This window comes from Mesorhizobium sp. INR15, assembly GCF_015500075.1.
Taxonomy (GTDB): domain Bacteria; phylum Pseudomonadota; class Alphaproteobacteria; order Rhizobiales; family Rhizobiaceae; genus Mesorhizobium.
In genome coordinates this window covers 6,629,700-6,646,555 of record NZ_CP045496.1, presented here as the reverse complement: position 1 = coordinate 6,646,555, position 16,856 = coordinate 6,629,700, and the positions used below count along the sequence as shown (strand labels likewise).

Below are 16,856 nucleotides of genomic sequence, written 5' to 3'. Positions count from 1 at the left end.
GATCGCGCGCTGTCGCGCTACCTCTGGCGGGTGACAGAGCAGCCGCGCCTTGCCGACCGAAATGCCGCCATAGCCCTGCCTGAACCATTCATACGATGGTTCGGCGAAAAGGGCTGGTCGCCGCGCGCCCATCAGATCGAACTTCTGGCCAAGGCTCAGGCCGGCCAATCGGTGCTGCTGATCGCGCCGACTGGCGCAGGCAAGACACTGGCCGGCTTCCTGCCGTCGTTGACAGAACTGGCCGGCAGGGCGAAGCGAAAACCCGGCCAGGCGCATCGCGGCATCCATACGCTCTACATCTCACCGCTCAAGGCGCTGGCTGTCGACATCGAGCGCAATCTCGGCAAGCCCGTCGAAGAGATCGGCCTCCCGATCAGCATCGAGACGCGCACCGGCGACACACCATCGCACAAGCGCCAGCGGCAGAAACTGGTTCCGCCGGACATCCTCCTGACCACGCCCGAGCAGTTGGCGCTGCTGATCGCCGCCCCCGACGCCCGGCGATTCTTCGAGGATTTGCGCTATGTCGTGCTGGACGAATTGCATTCGCTGGTGACATCGAAGCGCGGCCATCTTCTGGCGCTCGGGCTGGCGCGGCTGCGCAACTATGTGCCCCAATTGCAGACGATCGGCCTGTCGGCGACCGTGGCGGAACCCGACGAATTGCGGCGCTGGCTCGTCGGCCAGAATCCGCCCGGCGAGATGGCTGGGCTGATCACCGTGGCGGGTGGCGCCAAGCCCGATATTTCCATCCTCGATTCGCGAGAACGTGTGCCCTGGTCCGGCCATTCGGCCCGCTACGCCATTCCTGAAATCTACGAGGCAATCAAGCACCACAAAACGACGCTGCTGTTCGTCAACACCCGCAGCCAGGCGGAGCTTTTGTTCCAGGAGCTCTGGCGGGCGAACGAGGACACGCTGCCGATCGCCTTACACCATGGTTCGCTCGATGTTGGCCAGCGCCGCCGGGTCGAGAAGGCAATGGGTGAGAACGCCCTGCGCGCCATTGTCGCCACGTCGACGCTCGATCTCGGCATCGATTGGGGCGATGTCGACCTGGTGGTGCATGTCGGCGCGCCGAAGGGCGCCAGCCGTCTGGCGCAGCGCATCGGCCGCGCCAATCACCGCATGGATGAACCGTCGAAGGCAATCCTCATCCCGGCCAACCGTTTCGAGGTGCTGGAATGCCGGGCCGCGCTCGACGCCAATTATCTCGGTGCGCAGGACACGCCGCCGCTGGTCAGCGGTGCGCTCGACGTGCTGTCGCAGCATGTGCTGGGCGTTGCCTGCGGCGCGCCCTTCGATGCCGACCAGCTGTTCGAGGAGGTGCGCGGTGCGTCGCCCTATGCCGGGCTGGAACGCGAGACCTTTGACCGAGTGGTGGATTTCGTCGCCACTGGCGGTTATGCGCTGAAAAACTACGAGCGCTACGCCCGCATCCGCAAAACCAAGGATGGGCTGTGGCGCGTCTCGCATCCGCGCATAGCTCAGCAATACCGCCTGAATGTCGGCACCATCGTCGAGATGCCGGAGCTCAATGTCCGCTATGTCAGGCAGGGCCGGGGCATGGTCGGGCGCGGGGGCTCGGTGCTGGGCAAGATCGAGGAGTATTTCGCCGAGACACTGAGGCCGGGCGACACTTTCCTGTTTGCCGGCAAGGTGCTGCGCTTCGAGGGCATCCGCGAGAATGAATGCGTCGTCTCCAATGGCGCCGGCGCCAACATCATCGTGCCATCCTATGCCGGCGGTAAGTTTCCTCTGTCGACCTATCTCGCTGACCAGGTGCGCGGCATGCTGGCTGACAGCGATCGCTGGCAGGCCTTGCCGGAGCAGGTCGCCGACTGGCTGCGCTTGCAGAAGGAAAAGTCGGTGCTGCCGAAGCGCGGCGACCTCCTGGTCGAGACCTTTCCGCGTGGCAACCGTCACTACATGGTCGCTTATCCGTTCGAGGGCAGGCTGGCGCATCAGACGCTCGGCATGCTGTTGACGCGGCGGCTGGAGCGGGCCAACGCCCGGCCACTCGGCTTCGTCGCCACCGACTATTCTCTCGCCGTCTGGGCGCTGGACGACATGGCCGCGCTGTTCAAGGCCAAGAAGCCGTCCCTGGCCGCTCTCTTCGACGAAGACATGCTGGGCGACGATCTCGAGGCCTGGCTGAACGACAGCTGGATGCTGAAGCGCACCTTCCGCACTTGCGCGGTCATCGCCGGGCTGATCGAGAAGCGCTTTCCCGGTCAGGAGAAGAGCGGCCGCCAGGTGACAGTCTCAGCCGATCTGATCTACGACGTGCTGCGCAGCCACGAGCCGGACCATATCCTGCTGCAAGCGACGCGCACCGATGCATCGGCCGGCTTGCTTGATGTCAGCAGACTTGCCGAGATGCTCTCGCGCGTACGTGGTCGAATCATGCATAAGCATCTCGACCAGATTTCGCCGCTGGCGGTGCCGATCATGCTGGAAATCGGCAAGGAATCGGTCAATGGCGGCGCCAATGAGTCACTGCTCATGGAAGCCGCCGATCTGGTCGAGGAGGCGATGGGTCAAAGATGAGCATGTTTCCGGGATGAATTTTTCGCTGGCGCGCACATCGCTGATTGCCGAGGCTGACCTTGTCGGCATCGCCGGCGAACGCGCCGTCTGCGACCCGCGCGGCGTGCTCTACTTTCCTGAACTCAAGCTTCTTGCGGTGTCGGACCTGCACCTGGAAAAAGGCTCGTCGCTGGCACGGCGCGGCACGCTGATCCCGCCCTACGACACCGGGGCGACCTTGCTCAGGCTGCAGGCGGTGATATCAGACTACCAACCGTCGATCGTCATCAGCCTGGGCGACAGTTTTCATGACGGCGGCGGTGCCGAGCGCATGCATGCGAGTTTTCGCGAACGGCTGGAAGCGCTGATGGCTGGCCGCCAGTGGTTCTGGGTCGCCGGCAACCATGACCCGGAAGCACCCGCCGACCTGCCCGGCGAAACCGTTCTTGAGCTGGCGATAGGCTCGCTGCTGTTCCGGCACGAGCCGTCGAAGGTGCGCGTCGAGGGCGAAATATCGGGCCACCTGCATCCCTGCGCGCGCATCGTCCAGCGCGGACGTTCCGTCCGCCGCCGCTGCTTTGCTGGTGACGGCGGCCGCATGATCATGCCGGCCTTTGGCGCCTATACAGGCTCGCTCAATGTACTAGATCGGGCCTATGCCGGGTTGTTCCGCCTGGAAACGCTGATGGCCTATATGCTCGGCACCGAGCGCATTTTCGCCATCTCACGCTCGATGCTGCGGCCGGGCTAACCCTACCGTCCATAGTAGAGCGTGACGGTGTGCTTCGCTTCGGCGAAGAACAGCCAGCGCTCGACCAGCATTCCGGCAAACTGCGCAACAGCGGCAAGCGCCGACAGCAAGGCCGCGAAAGGCCATGGCAAAGCGAAGGCGGCAATCAGCAACACGACCGGCGCGGCGAAGGCGAGAACCTGTGTGATCAAGCGCAGCTTGGCGCTGTGCTTGCGCGCGATGCGAAAGCCCATTTCCTTGAGCAGATAGTTCTCCTCGGTGTGCGGCCATTCCAGCGACCGCACCGTGCCGCCGGCAAGACCCGTCGCGGTGTTGGCATTGGTCGGGATTTCCAGCCGGTCGTTGTAGCGCCAGGTCGCCAGTTTCCAACCCCAGCCAAGCAAGGTCAGCAGCACAGTGCATGCCAGAAGGGTCTTCGTGCCGATGGCAAAGCCTTGCAGCAACCCGTTCACAAGCAGGCTGCCGCTCATCGCCGAGAAGATGAGATAGCCGGGCAAGGTGTAGGGACTGTGCCACTGTGCGATTGGTTTCAACGAGGCATAGATCATGCCGGTCATGCAGACGGTGACGATGGCGCCGATGGCCGCCAGAAATCCCGCGAAGGCAACCCAGCTATTGGTGTGGCCGAAGAAGACCCAGCCGATGCCGAACAGTCCAGCCGGGATGAACGTAGCGACAGAGGCGACACCTTCGCGCGACAGCCATGAGCTGCGCCACTGCGAGAAGGCACGCCAGGCGCGTTCCGGCCGCCCGAGGTGCCCGGTTGAGGACAGCAGGCCGGCGGAAATTAGGCCGAGCGCCAGGCCGAGGCCGATGAGGCCGAGCCAGAAATCGGCGGGGATGAAGTCGAGGCCGCCGAGGACACCGAGTAGCGCCAGCAAGCCGTAACCCGCGCCGGTGGCGGTGGTGAAAAAGACGACGGAAAAGGCTGGATGCATGAGCGGTCAGTTCGAAAGCATGCGGTCGACCCAGCCGAGGAAACCGCCTTCGGCCCGCACCGCTTCGAGTGCCGGCGCGGCCACCGATGCAGCGCGCTTGCTGTGGGCGCGCGGCGGCAGGTATTTGTTGGTCGGGTTATAGCCGAGTTCCGGCATCAGGTCGACGCCGCCACGCTCCGCCACCAGCAGCGACACCGCCGAGGCCGGGTCGCCGAGATCGCCAAAATGCCGTGCACTGGTCGGGCAAGCGGCGACACAGGCCGGCACGCGGTCCTCCTCGGCCAGATTGTCGTTGTAGATGCGGTCGACGCACAGCGTGCACTTCTTCATCACACCGACTTCGGTGTCGAATTCGCGCGCGCCATAAGGACAGGCCCAACTGCACAATTTGCAGCCGATGCACTTGTCTTCGTCGATCAGCACGATGCCGTCCGAGGCGCGCTTGTAGGAGGCGCCGGTCGGGCAAACAGTGACGCAGGCCGGCGTTTCGCAATGCAGGCAGGAGCGCGGGAAATTGACCGTGCGGCCGCCCATCTCGGTGGTGTGTTCGTAGCTGTGCACGCGGTTGAACCAGACGCCGTCGACATGACCGCCATAGGGATCGATGTCGGTCAGCGGCGCCATATGGCCGCCGGTGTTCCACTCCTTGCAGGCGGTGACGCAGGCCTGGCAGCCGACGCAGGTGTCGAGGTCGATGACGAGGCCGAGCTTCTTGTCGGTATGGGCGGGCAGACAGGTCATTTCGTGGCCTCTCGTTTCCGGCGGAACTCGGCACCGAAGCTCAGCGTGTCGGGCGCGGGCTCGAAATGCGGCGGCTGCTGGAAGCGCTCGAACTGAGGTTCGGTAAAGCCCGCTTCATCAGCCGCGCATTTGACAATGCGCACGCGCAGGTCGAACCATGCCGCCTGGCCGGTGACCGGATCGGAATTCGAATAGCGCTTGCCGTTCCTGTCGGCCGATGTCTGGTCGCCAATGACATGGTTGAGCAGGAAGCCGCGGTTGGATTCAGCCGCGTCGTCCTTCAGCCCCCAACTGCCGCGCCGCTTGCCAATGGCATTCCAGGTCCAGACCGTGTCGGCATTGACGCCGTCGATCAGCTTGATCTGCCCCTTCACCTTGCCGTTGATGCTCTCGATCCAGACCCAGTCATCATCGGCAAGACCGAGGCTGGTCGCGGTCTTATGATGTACGAACAGCCTGTTCTGGCTGGTGATCTGCCTGAGCCACGCATTTTGCGATCCCCAGGAATGGTACATGTGCATCGGCCGCTGTGTCAGCGCGTGCAGCGGATATGTCTTGAGATCGACGGCGGCTTCCTCGAAGGGCGTGTACCAGAACGGCAGCGGGTCCATGTAGGTCTCGATGCGGCTGCGCTCTGTCTCGGGCGGCTGCACCTTGCCATGACCGCGCGCGGCAAGGCGAAAGCGTTGCATAGGCTCGGAATAGAGCTGGAAGACGATCGGCTCGGCCTTGGGGATGAAACCCATCTGCACCGCGAAGTCGAGATAGGAGCGGTTGGCCATCTTGTAGTAGCGCTGGTCGTCCGCGAAATCTTGATGCCAGAAGCCGCCATTGTCGATGTAGCGCTGCAACTGGTCGGGGTTGACCTCGCCCTTGCCGATGGCGGTACCATCCTTGCCGCGCCAGCCGGCAAGCGGGCCGATGCCCGGCGTGCGCTCATGGTTGACGATGTAGTCGGCATAGTCGCGGTATTTGGCCGAGCCATCGTCATTGACGAAGCCGGGCAGGCCGAGCCGCGCACCAAGCTCGATCAGCACCGACTGGAATGGCCTGACGTCGCGGTCGGGCTCGACCACCGGATGGCGGATGGCGTCGCCCGGTCCATCGGCGTGGCTGATCGGCCGGTCGAGCAGGCTGATACAGTCGTGCCTTTCGAGGTAGGTGGTGTCCGGCAGCACGAGATCGGCGTACGGCACCGTCTCGGAATAGTAGGCATCGGAATAGATGATGAAGGGGATCTTGTAGCGGCCTTCTTCGTCGCTGTCGGTCAGCATGGCGATGGTCTCGACGGTGTTCATCGAGGAATTCCAGGCCATGTTCGACATGTACATCATCAGGGTGTCGATCTTGTAGGGATCGCCCGCCCAGGCGTTGCGGATGACGGTGTGCATCAGGCCGTGCGCGGCGAGCGGCGCGTCCCAGGAATAGGCCTTGTCGATGCGCAGCGGCACGCCGGCATCGTCGACCAGAAGGTCGTCAGGCCCGCAGACGAAGCCAAGCGGCATGCCGTCCAGCGGCGTCATCGGCTTCACGTGCTTGCCGCAAGGCTTCGGCCCCGGTGGCGCCGACCTCGGGTAGGGTGGCTTGAAGCGGAAACCGCCGGGAACATCGATGGTGCCCAGCAACACCTGCAGCAGATGGATGGCGCGGCAGGTGTGAAAACCGTTGGAGTGGGCCGAGATGCCGCGCATCGCGTGCATGGCGACGGGCCGTCCCTTGATGGTCTCATGCCGTCGCCCGGCCCAGTCGGTCCATGCCACCGGCAGTTCGATCTCCTGCTCGAAAGCTACATGGGCAAGTTCGGCGGCAATCCTTCGGATCGTATCGGCCGGAATGCCGCAGCGTTCCGCGACAGCGTCGGGTGCAAAACTCTCATCGAGATAGCGTTCCGCAATGAGCTGGAACACCGGCACGCATCGGCGGCCCTCGACTGTCAAGCTGCCAGTCAGCGCCGGCTTGGCATTCGCATCGGCGGCGCAGACCGGTGTCTTCGCCACCCTGTCCCAGGCCAGCAGATTGCCTTCGGCGTCACGGACAAACAGCCCATCATCAGCCGCACCCGGCTCCTGGATGACGAGCGTATGGGCATTGGTGTAGCGCAGCAGATAGTCGAGATCGACGCGGCCGGCCTTCAGCAATTCGTGGATCAGCGCGAAGACGAACAGCCCATCGGTGCCGGGACGGATGCCGATCCAGTCATCGGCAATGGCGTTGTAGCCGGTACGGCAAGGATTGATCGAAACCACCTTGGCGCCGCGCGCCTTGAGTTTGCCGAGGCCGATCTTGATCGGGTTGGAATCATGGTCCTCGGCGACGCCGAACAGCATGAAGTATTTCGTGTTGTCCCAGTCGGGCTCACCGAACTCCCAGAACGATCCGCCGATCGTATAGAGGCCGCCTGCCGCCATGTTGACCGAGCAGAAGCCGCCATGAGCGGCGAAATTGGGCGTGCCGAAACGGCTCGCCCACCAGCCGGTCAAGGATTGCGACTGGTCGCGCCCGGTGAAGAAGGCGAGTTTTTTCGGGTCGGTCCGACGGATGGTGGAAAGCCGCCCGGCCGCGATCGAAAAAGCCTCTTCCCACTCGATCTCGCGGAATTCGCCCGAGCCGCGCGGGCCGGTGCGCAACAGCGGTTTCTTCAGCCGCGCCGGGCTGTAGTGCTGCATGATGCCGGAACTGCCCTTGCCGCAGATCACGCCGCGATTGACCGGATGGTCCTTGTTGCCGTTGATGTAGCGGACCTTGCCGTCCTTGATGTGTACGTCGATGCCGCAGCGACAGGCGCACATGTAGCAGGTCGTCTTGGCGATGCTGTCGGAGATGCTGGGCGAGGTGTCTACCCCGTCGCCCTCATCGGGCGCGCGGCTGTCAGCCAGCGGCCTTTGCGACGGAGCCGAATTCGCGCCGCGCGGTGAGCCCTGGGTCATCGCTTGAGGGTGCTTGCGCTGCCGGAAGACTTGGCTTTCGTCTTCGGCCCGGGCCCGCGCATATAGTGCTCTTCCGGATGATAGCGGTCGCCAGCCAGTTGCCGCCGCAGACTGCGGGTCCAATGCGCAAACAACGATTTGAACCGCCCGATCATGTCGTCCCTTGCGATCCGATGGCGAATTTTTTCTAACTTCAATCAAAAACTTAGAATAAAGCTATCGATGCGTCTAATCAGTTGTTCTTGTAAATTCAATCGATATTGGTTCTTAATACGCTTATGACTCTCGACCAATTGCGAATTTTCGTCGCTGTCGCCGAGCGCGGCCACATGACCAAGGCGGCGGAGCTGCTGGGCATTTCGCAGTCGGCCGCATCGGCCGCCATTCGTTCGCTCGAACAGCAGCATGGCGTGCATCTGTTCAACCGGGTTGGCCGCAACATCGAGCTTGCCCAGACCGGGCACCGGTTCCTGCCCGAGGCCAAGGCCGTGCTTGAGCGGGCAGCTGCCGCCCGCAATGTGCTGGAGCATGTCTCGCAGACGGTCACCGGCAGTCTCTCGATCGCCGCCAGCCAGACCATCGCCAGCTATTGGCTGCCGCGCCGGCTGGCCTCCTTCCACGAAGCCTATCCAGCCGTCAGGCTGAGTGTCACCATCGGCAACACCAGGCAGGTCGAGGCCAATGTTCTTGATGGCGCGGCGGATCTCGGCCTGGTCGAGGGGCGCACCGAATCCGATATTCTGCGCCGTGCCAAGGTTGATTTGGACCGCCTGATGCTGGTCGTGGCCAGTTCGCATCCGGAGATCGCCGAACCGTCACCCGGCCGTCCCGACATCAAGGGGTTGCGCTGGATCATCCGCGAAGGCGGTTCCGGCACGCGCGAAGTGCTGGAGGACTTGGCGCGCGGCGAGGGGATTTCACTCGCCGATCTACAGATTTTCCTGGTGCTGCCAAGCAATGAAGCGGTTCGCCAGGCAGTCGAGGCGGGCGCTGGCGCCACCATCATCTCGGAACTTGTCGTGGCGCGCGCCGTCGCCGAGGGCAGCTTGCGGTCGGTGCCGATCGACCTGCCCAAACGCGACTTCGCCATGATCACCCATCGTGACCGCCAGGCGAGCCTGGCTCAGATGGCACTCAAGGCCCATCTCGGCGCCAGCATGGATGAAACGGTGGCCGCTCTTGTTTGAGCCAGCCACGAAGCGATATCAACCGAACTTCCGCTGCGCGTCGAGTGCCAGGCCAAGCCCGACCGAGCCGAACATGTCGCCCTCGATGACGGATGCCTGCGGCACCAGCGACAGGATCTGCTGCCGTGCCAAGGGGATCGCGGTGGAGCCGCCGGTCAGGAACACCGCCGTGATGTCGGATGGTTTCAACTGAGCATCGCGGATGGTCTGCCCGACTGTCGCCGTGACCTTCTCGATGTCCCTGGCGATCGTGGCATCGAGCCCGCCGCGTGATATCTCGGCCGCGAACCGGGCCTCCGGCAACGCCACCGCGACTTGCGCCGACAAGGCGTCCGTCAGTTCGATCTTGGCCTTTTCGACAAGCGCGGCCAGCGCATGTCCGTAGCGGTGCTCGACGATATGGATGAACCGGTCGACGAGGTCCGCGCGCACAGCCTCGTAGCGGATCTGGCGCAGGTGCGTCATCGCCTTGGCGGTGTAAACCAGATTGATGCGCTGCCATGTCGCGAGATCGATGAAATAGCTGGCCGGCAGGTTGCGTTTGCCGTCCTTGGTCGGGGTCAGGTAGCCGAGCAGCGGCATCACATGGGCAATGCTCAGCAACCGGTCGAAGTCGGTGCCGCCGATATGGATGCCGCGGCTGGCCAGGATATCATCCTTGCGGTCGAGCGACTGGGCGCGCTGCGGCGAAACGCGGACGATCGAGAAGTCAGAAGTACCGCCGCCCATATCGATGATCAGCGCCAGTTCTTCGCGCGTCACCCTCTGCTCATAGTCGAGCGCGGCGGCAATCGGCTCGAACTGGAAGGCGATATGCTTGAACCCTTGCGCACGCGCCGCCTTCTCAAGCTCGCCCTGGGCATTCGCGTCGGCCTCCGCATCGTCATCGACGAACTGCACCGGGCGGCCGAGCACCACGGTCTCGACGGTGTCGCCGGCATCTTCCTCCAGCTTTTTCTTGAGATGGCCAAGGAACAGGCCGACGATCTCCATGAAGCCGATCGAGCGCGCCTTGATGCGCGTCTTCTCGTGGGCGAGCGAACTGCCGAGCACGCTTTTCAGCGAGCGCATCAGCCGGCCTTCGACGCTGTCCGTATAGTTGGCGATGGCGCGGCGCCCGAAATACGTATGGTTGTCCTCGAAATTGAAGAACACCGCGCTTGGCAGCGTGACATGGTTCTCTTCCAGCGCGACAAGGTGCGGCTTGCCATTCCTGACCACGCCAACGGTGGAGTTCGAAGTGCCGAAGTCGATGCCGGCGAAGGCTGGTCGCATGACTGAATCCTGTAGATGTCTTGGCGGCCGGGCTGGCGCCGCGCGGCGGCGTATCGCTATCCGGCGGACCGGATCGCTCTGCCGAACGAAGTGTTTGTTCTGCTGACTGGGGAGCGCGGTCTACCGCATGCTCCCGCAAAGGGAAACCACTTTTCGGGAAAAGTTCTAATCCCTGCGGAAGATCAGCCTTCCGAGCCAGCCGGTCACCATGGCCAGCGATATGGCAAAGACGCCGTAGAGGAAGGAATAGTCGTGGGCGACACGGAAGATCGATTGCTCGAAACCGGACTTGCGGATTTCCAGCTGGGCCGAGCTCTCTTTGATGAACAGACCGCTCTTGAACAGGAAGGCGCGTGCCTTGTGGGTGCCGACCGGGACATTCGGCGCCAGCCTGACCGTGGCGCGAAACAGGTTCTGCGACAGGAACTGCACGCCGCCGACGTTCTCGCTGTAGAGGCCGGTCCCGGCCTTGCGCTCACGCAATGCCGCCGTGAATTCCTCGATCGTCGCCGGGCTGTCGCCGGCATCGGCGGGCTGCATATAGAGGTTGGAGGCGCCAAGCGACAGTTGCTTGTAGCTGTTTGGTTCGGTGATGTCCTGTAGCGGCCGCGTTGTCGCCACCGAATAGGAGACCGGCACGTTCTCGAAGGTCTCCGATTCCAGATTGACCCAGACGCCAAGTACCCTGTCCTTGCGGCGCACCACCACCGGCTTCGGCGGACCCTCGAGCACGACGATGACATCGTAGCGCCCCTGGCGTGCGACAAGCGGGTCGGGGTTTTCCAGTGAGCCGAAGATGGTGAGATCGGCGCCGGAAAAACCGGCTGTGATCGAGACATTGTCGGTGGAAAGGCCGATCTGGATGCCTTCCGTTGGCGGCGTCTGTGCCTTTGCCGGTGCGGCGGCCACAATCAGCGAAAGGAGTATTGCGGCCTTGAGCGCGCTCAAGCCAGACATCAGTTCAGGCCCGCGCCGGACAGCGAATATAGATTGGGCGGCGTGACGAACAGGTCGATGGCAAGCCTGATCGCCACAGCCAGCACCAGCAGCGCCAGCAGCGCCCGAAGCTGCTCGCCGCGCAGTTTCTGGCCGGCCTTGGCGCCATATTGCGCGCCGGCGACGCCACCGGCCATCAGCAGGAAGGCCAGCATGACGTCGACCGTCTGGTTGGTGGTTGCGTGGACCAGCGTCGTATAGGCCGAGGTGAAGATGATCTGGAACAGCGATGTGCCGATGACGACGTTGGTCGGCACTTTCAGCAGGTAGATCAGCGCCGGCACCATGATGAAGCCGCCGCCGACGCCCATGATCGACGACAGGAAGCCGATCGCCGCGCCCAGGCCAAGCACCGGGATGACGCTGACGAACAGTTTCGAGGCGCGGAACCGCATCTTCAGCGGCAAGCGGTGGATCCAGTTGTGCTGGCCGGATTTCTTCAGCACCGGTGCGGCGCCGCTGCGGGTGGCGCGCAAGGCGTTGACGCTTTCAACCAGCATCAGCCCGCCGACGGTGCCGAGCAGCACGACGTAGAGCAGCGAGATGAACAGATCGAGCTGGCCGAGCCGCCTCAGGAAGCCGAACACGAATATGCCGCCCGTGGAGCCGACAATGCCGCCAGCCAGAAGCACCCCGCCGAGCTTGAAGTCGAGTGTACCGCGCTTCATGTGCGACAGCGCACCGGAGAAGGACGAGGCGATGACCTGGTTGGCGCCGGTGGCGACGGCGATTGCCGGCGGTATGTTGTAGAAGATCAGCAGCGGTGTGATGAGGAAGCCGCCGCCGACGCCGAACATGCCCGACAGGAAGCCCACCGCCGCGCCCATGGCCAGCAGCACGAAGACGTTGACGGAAATTTCCGCAATCGGGAGATAGATGCCCACCCGTCAGTCTCGACCAGTTTGCCCCTCGACGAATGCAACCGTTGCGGCCATTTCACGCCGAAAAGCTATCACGTTCTTGCGCCGGCGGAACGGCGAAGTCAAACCGCGCCGCGCCGCCGAAACAAAAAACATCTCAATCAGTTAACAGGCAAATGTGTGGCAAGGGCGTCGTGGAAACGACGCATCCGCCGTTATTTGCGCGCCAGCAGTGCCTTGATCAGTTTTTCGTCGACCGTACCGGTCGCCGGCAGCTTGTTGTCGGTCTGAAATGCCATGATCGCCGTCTTGGTTTTCTGGCCCATCATGCCGTCGGCGCCACCAGCGTCGTAACCGTTCTTGTTGAGAATGCGCTGGATGTTCTGGACGGCCTTTTTCATGTCGACGCTGGCGGTCGTCTGCGGTTGGCCTTCCTGCCAGGATTCGGGAATATCGGCGGAGTTGGAGGCGGCATCGAGTGGCTTGGCCTTCCACAGCTCGGTGGCGGCACGGGCGCGCTCAAGCTGTTCGGGGCGCAGCGCATTGGCGATCTCGTCGCGCTTGGCCGCCGCATCCTTGTCGCCGGTCTTGGCGACGAGCGCGAACCATTTGTAGGATTCCTCGAGATTCTGCTTCATGCCGACACCCTTGGCAGCCAGGATGCCGAGATTGAACTGGCTGTCCTTGACGCCGAGATCCGCGGCGGCCTGGAACCAGTGCGCGGCCGATTCATTGTCGGTCACGCCGTCGGCGGCCATCGCGAACAGCACGGCCAGATTGTGCATGGCGCTGGCATTGCCCTGCTCGGCGGCGAGCTGGTACCAGGTCTTCGCCTTCTTGACGTCGCGGGCGACGCCAATGCCCTTCTCGTAGAAATTGCCGATGCGGTATTCGGCTGGCGCGAAGCCGAGCTCGGCTGCCTTCTCATACCATTTGGCCGCCGCCGCCAAGTCTTCCTTGACCCCGCGCGACTCTGCGTAGCGGGAACCGACCTCGAACAGCGCCTTGGCGTCGCCGCCCGCGGCTGCGTCGCGCAAGGCGACCGGGCCGGCATCGGCCGGGATATCGATCTTGGCCGTGGCGCCCGCCGTCGAGGCAGCAGCCGGCGGGACAGCCCCGGTGGTGTCCTTGGACATGGCTGGAATTGGCTGCGAGTCAGCATTGGTATCCGCCGCCTCCGCCGCGATTGGAGCAGCAGGAGCCGGTACAATCGAAGCCTGGGACGTGGATGCCGGAGGCTCCGAGATGGTTGCTACAGGCGTTGCGGCAAGCGGGTCGACCGGCACGGCCGATACCAGCGGAGCCGGCGCGGGCCCGGCATCCATTGAAGCTTCGGTGTCGGTTGGCATGGCCGGTTGCGCCGCCATGTCGTCCTTGACTGGTTCGGAAGACGCGGCCTGCCTGACGGAGCGGGCGGGCGCTTCTTCCGTTGCCACGGGCTGGGCGTCCATCTTCGGCTGGCTGGGGGCGGCGTCGACAGAGGTGGTCTTGACTGGCTGCGCGGCGACGATAGGTGCCGCGTCATTGCTTGCCACTTCGACGGGATCGACGAAAAACGCCTTGCCCAGCTGCATGCCGACCAGCGCCAGAATGATTGCCGTCGACGCCATCAGGATCGGCTTGCGCCGCGCCTTCAGCAGGTCGCCGATCCGCAGCGCCTTGACCGGGCCGCTCATCGTCGACTGGCGCTTGAGCGCGTCGGCCTCGGCGGCGGCAGCCTGCGCCGCACGCCTGGCAGCAGCGATGAAGTCCGATTTCGCGGCATCGGTGTCGCTGGCTGGGGCAGGCTGGCCACGCTCGTCACGCACCCGCTTCATGATGGCGTTGAGGTCGGGCGCGCCGGAGCCGGGCTCAAGCGGCCGGTTGGCCATCTTCGGGTCCAGCGGCTCATCGAGATCGACGCTTGGCATGTCGACGCTCGGCGTCGAGCCGGCTAGCGGCGGCATTGCTTCTTTCTTGCTGCCCCTGAAGGCGCGTGCCAGGCCGCCGAACATTGATTTCCGGCCGCCTGCCTGTTCGCCTTTCTCGGCGATCGTGTCCGAACCAAGGGCTGCCATGGCGGCGGCGGCAGCGGCTTCCGCAGGCGTACGCGTCACCGGGTCAATACGCGTACGCAGGTCGCCGCGCATGGCCGGTTCGTTGCGCATGATTGCGGCGGCGCGGCCGTCAAGGTCGGCCATGTCGCCTGTCAGCGGCGTTGGCTCGTCGATATCCAGGGACGGTGCGTCCTGGACCGCGATCTTTGCGGACCGCAAACGCTGTTTGCTCCTCGGCTCGTCTGTTCGCGTGTCCACCAATTCGCTCACCGCCTCCACGGGCTCGCTGGTTTCCAGCGAACCCAGGCGGTCGACGATCTTGAGCAATGTGTCGTGGATGGCCTCGAAGGTTCTCGAATTGCGCTCGTCCGAGCGGCGTGTCAGCGTCTCGAGCGTCTTCAGGTCCTGGGCAAGGCCCGAAACGGCGGCCGTGTTGGCGGTGGAGCCGGCCATCGAGCGCACGGCGTTCTCTGCCGCTTCGCGCGCCGCGCCGACGATCGAATCGCGGGTACCGGCCAGCGACTTTTCGATTTCGTTGAGGCGTGGGCTGATATCCTCGAATTCCGGCAACGGTGCGCCAGGCTTGGACAGATGGTCGGACAGGCCGGCGACCTGTGCCTCCAGGCTGCGGATCAGCGCCGGGTCGATGCCGGCAACCTGCGCCGCCGACGTATCCAGGCGGTTTGAAATGTCTTCGAGCCGGCTTTCGAGGCCACGGATCGCCGCCTCACCGGCGGGGTCGGGAACGCGCGTTTCCATGCGCTTGGCGAGTGCCGTGAAGCGGGCGTCGATGGCTTCCATGATGCCTGCGCTGTCGACCTGCGGCGTGCTGCGCTGGTCGAGCCTGTCGGCCACTTCGTCCAGCCGGCGCTCCAGATCACGAAACAGCATGTTGCCCTGTTCCATGGCATCGCCCTGGCGGCGTTCCATCATGCCGGACAGCACGTCGAAGCGCTGCTCCAGCCCCTGGAAGATGTATTCGGGGTCGGGCATGGCAGGCGACTGATCGATCTTGTCGGCAATCAACGCGATCTGCCTGGCCAGGCGTTCCATCGCCTGCTCGGGCAGATTGGCGCGGCCGGCGAGTTCGTCGACGCGGCTCGACATGATGTTCAACCGGTCGATGACCTCGTTGCTCGGGCGATCATGCGCCACTTCCTCGATCTGCTGGGCAAGCGAATCGATACGCTTCTCGATTCGCTCGAAGGCTTCGTGGTCAAACGAATTGGCTTGCGCCGCGACAGTCGAGGCGACGATGGCGCGCGAAATCTCGTCCAGCCGCTCATCGATCATACCGAGTGTGTCGCTGCCGCGATTGTCCTGCTGGCTGGCGAAATGATCGACAGCGCCGGCAAGCGTACGCACCTTTTCCTCAAGCGAGCGCAGCGACAACGATTCCGGCAGGTTGTTGACGGCATTGCTGATCTGCTCCAGCCGGTCGGTCAGCATTGCCAGGCCGGGGTCGTCCGAGCGCTTGCGGTGGTCGGCATCGACGCGATCCTCGAAAGCCGTCCAGCGGCGGTCGAAATCATCCCAGCGGCGATCGACCTTCTGCACGCTCTCCTCGCGCGCCAATGTGTCGAGCGCGGCTTTGACCTGCTCGAGTTCAAGCCGCAGCATGTTGACGCTTCTGTCGTCGCTCTTTTCGGACAGCGTCTGGATGGCGCCGGAAAGCCGCTCGAATTCAAGGCCGAGTTCAGCGCTGCCCTTACCCGAAGCCTGGCCGCCCGATCTGGCGCTCGACTGGAAGGCGCGGTCGATATCGACGCGCAGTGCATCGAATTCGCGCTGCAGGCCGGCGGTCATCTGCTGGCGCAGTTCCTCGCGCATGCCGCGCAATTCAACGGCGATCTTGCCGACCATGGCGACGCCGTCTTCCTGGCCGCGTACGCGGTCGATGTCGCGGGCGATGGCCTGGTAATTCTGGTCGAACGCGGCCGGGGCCGGCGTCGGGCTTTTCGGGCGCTGCGCGGACTGCGGATCCTCATACCAGCGCTGCTGGTTCTGGGGCTGGGCGCCGGGATAACGCGGTTCCGCGCCGGGATAGCGTGGTTCAGCACCATATTGGCGCGGCTCAGGGCGCGCCGCCATATCCTCGCGTGTCCGTCCCAGCCGCTGCTCCAGCGTCTCCAGGGAGCGGTTGAGCTGCTCAAGCGTGGTTTGCGGCTTGCGCTGCCTGCCGGCATTGAGTGTGTCGAGGTAGGACCGCTTGCTGTTCATCGGTGCGTCCGTTTTTCACAATGACTGGCTTGCGGCCAGTTCCCCAAGTCCCTGCCGGAACGAAGGCGACCGGTGGCTTTTGCCGCGGTGGAAGGCGTGCTTCCCAGGCTCTCGCCCGCGCTCCGAAAAACCGTGAAAAATTCGATACAGGATAAACACGGGTAACCGACATGCGCACATTTCGCCCAACGTGGTAAACAACGCGTTAACCAAACTTAAGAAGTTGCGACGATCTTTAGAAACCGCTTAACGATGCGGCAAAAAGGTCCGCCCGCAGAACGCCCTTGCGTCATGATGCGGCTATCGGTATAGAATTGACGTAAACGTAAAAGGCGTGCCGGGCATGCCGTTTGCGATTTGTTTGTTGAAACCACGACTGGAAGCAAGCCCCCCGCT

At 63.8% G+C, this 16,856-nt stretch carries 10 protein-coding genes; 3 read left to right on the top strand and 7 right to left on the bottom strand.

Features of this window, described 5'->3' with window-relative positions:
• Positions 1-30 precede the first annotated feature (30 nt).
• Positions 31-2,550 (top strand): ligase-associated DNA damage response DEXH box helicase, encoded by a 2,520-nt coding sequence (locus tag GA829_RS32190; RefSeq protein ID WP_195176542.1) that lies wholly within the window; start codon positions 31-33, stop codon positions 2,548-2,550.
• Between the two features lie 13 nt (positions 2,551-2,563).
• Positions 2,564-3,280, top strand: a complete 717-nt coding sequence (pdeM, locus tag GA829_RS32185) for a ligase-associated DNA damage response endonuclease PdeM (protein ID WP_195176541.1) — start codon at positions 2,564-2,566, stop codon at positions 3,278-3,280.
• A gap of 2 nt (positions 3,281-3,282) precedes the next feature.
• On the opposite strand, the gene GA829_RS32180 is transcribed toward pdeM, so the two are convergent.
• The 3 genes from GA829_RS32180 to GA829_RS32170 are packed head-to-tail and all read right to left on the bottom strand — an operon-like array spanning position 3,283 to position 7,886.
• Entirely contained in the window at positions 3,283-4,218 is a 936-nt protein-coding gene (locus tag GA829_RS32180; RefSeq protein ID WP_195176540.1) for a dimethyl sulfoxide reductase anchor subunit family protein, read from the bottom strand.
• 6 nt (positions 4,219-4,224) lie between these two features.
• Positions 4,225-4,959 carry a 4Fe-4S dicluster domain-containing protein gene (locus GA829_RS32175; RefSeq protein WP_195176539.1) on the bottom strand — a complete coding sequence of 245 codons (735 nt, stop codon included), beginning with the start codon at positions 4,957-4,959 and terminating at the stop codon, positions 4,225-4,227.
• Positions 4,956-7,886, bottom strand: coding sequence for a molybdopterin oxidoreductase family protein (locus GA829_RS32170; RefSeq protein WP_195176538.1), 2,931 nt, complete (start codon positions 7,884-7,886; stop codon positions 4,956-4,958). Before GA829_RS32170 ends, GA829_RS32175 begins: the two co-directional genes overlap by 4 nt.
• Positions 7,887-8,164: 278 nt before the next feature.
• On the opposite strand from GA829_RS32170, the gene GA829_RS32165 reads away from it, so the two are divergent.
• Complete coding sequence (locus GA829_RS32165; protein WP_195176537.1) at positions 8,165-9,073, top strand: LysR family transcriptional regulator; 909 nt, start codon at positions 8,165-8,167, stop codon at positions 9,071-9,073.
• An 18-nt stretch (positions 9,074-9,091) separates the two neighbouring features.
• Here GA829_RS32165 and GA829_RS32160 read toward each other — a convergent pair whose 3' ends face one another.
• The 4 genes from GA829_RS32160 to GA829_RS32145 form a co-directional block, all read right to left on the bottom strand.
• Entirely contained in the window at positions 9,092-10,348 is a 1,257-nt protein-coding gene (locus GA829_RS32160) for an Hsp70 family protein (protein WP_195176536.1), read from the bottom strand.
• Positions 10,349-10,513: 165 nt separating this feature from the next.
• Positions 10,514-11,305, bottom strand: a complete 792-nt coding sequence (locus GA829_RS32155) for a TIGR02186 family protein (protein ID WP_195176535.1) — start codon at positions 11,303-11,305, stop codon at positions 10,514-10,516.
• On the bottom strand, positions 11,305-12,228 hold the full coding sequence (locus tag GA829_RS32150) for a sulfite exporter TauE/SafE family protein (protein WP_195176534.1): 924 nt from the start codon (positions 12,226-12,228) through the stop codon (positions 11,305-11,307). The genes GA829_RS32155 and GA829_RS32150 overlap by 1 nt, the downstream gene beginning before the upstream one ends.
• A 191-nt stretch (positions 12,229-12,419) precedes the next feature.
• The gene (locus GA829_RS32145) at positions 12,420-16,460 is read right to left on the bottom strand and encodes a peptidoglycan-binding protein (RefSeq protein ID WP_195176533.1); all 4,041 of its coding nucleotides are present in this window, start codon (positions 16,458-16,460) and stop codon (positions 12,420-12,422) included.
• Positions 16,461-16,856: the final 396 nt, after the last annotated feature.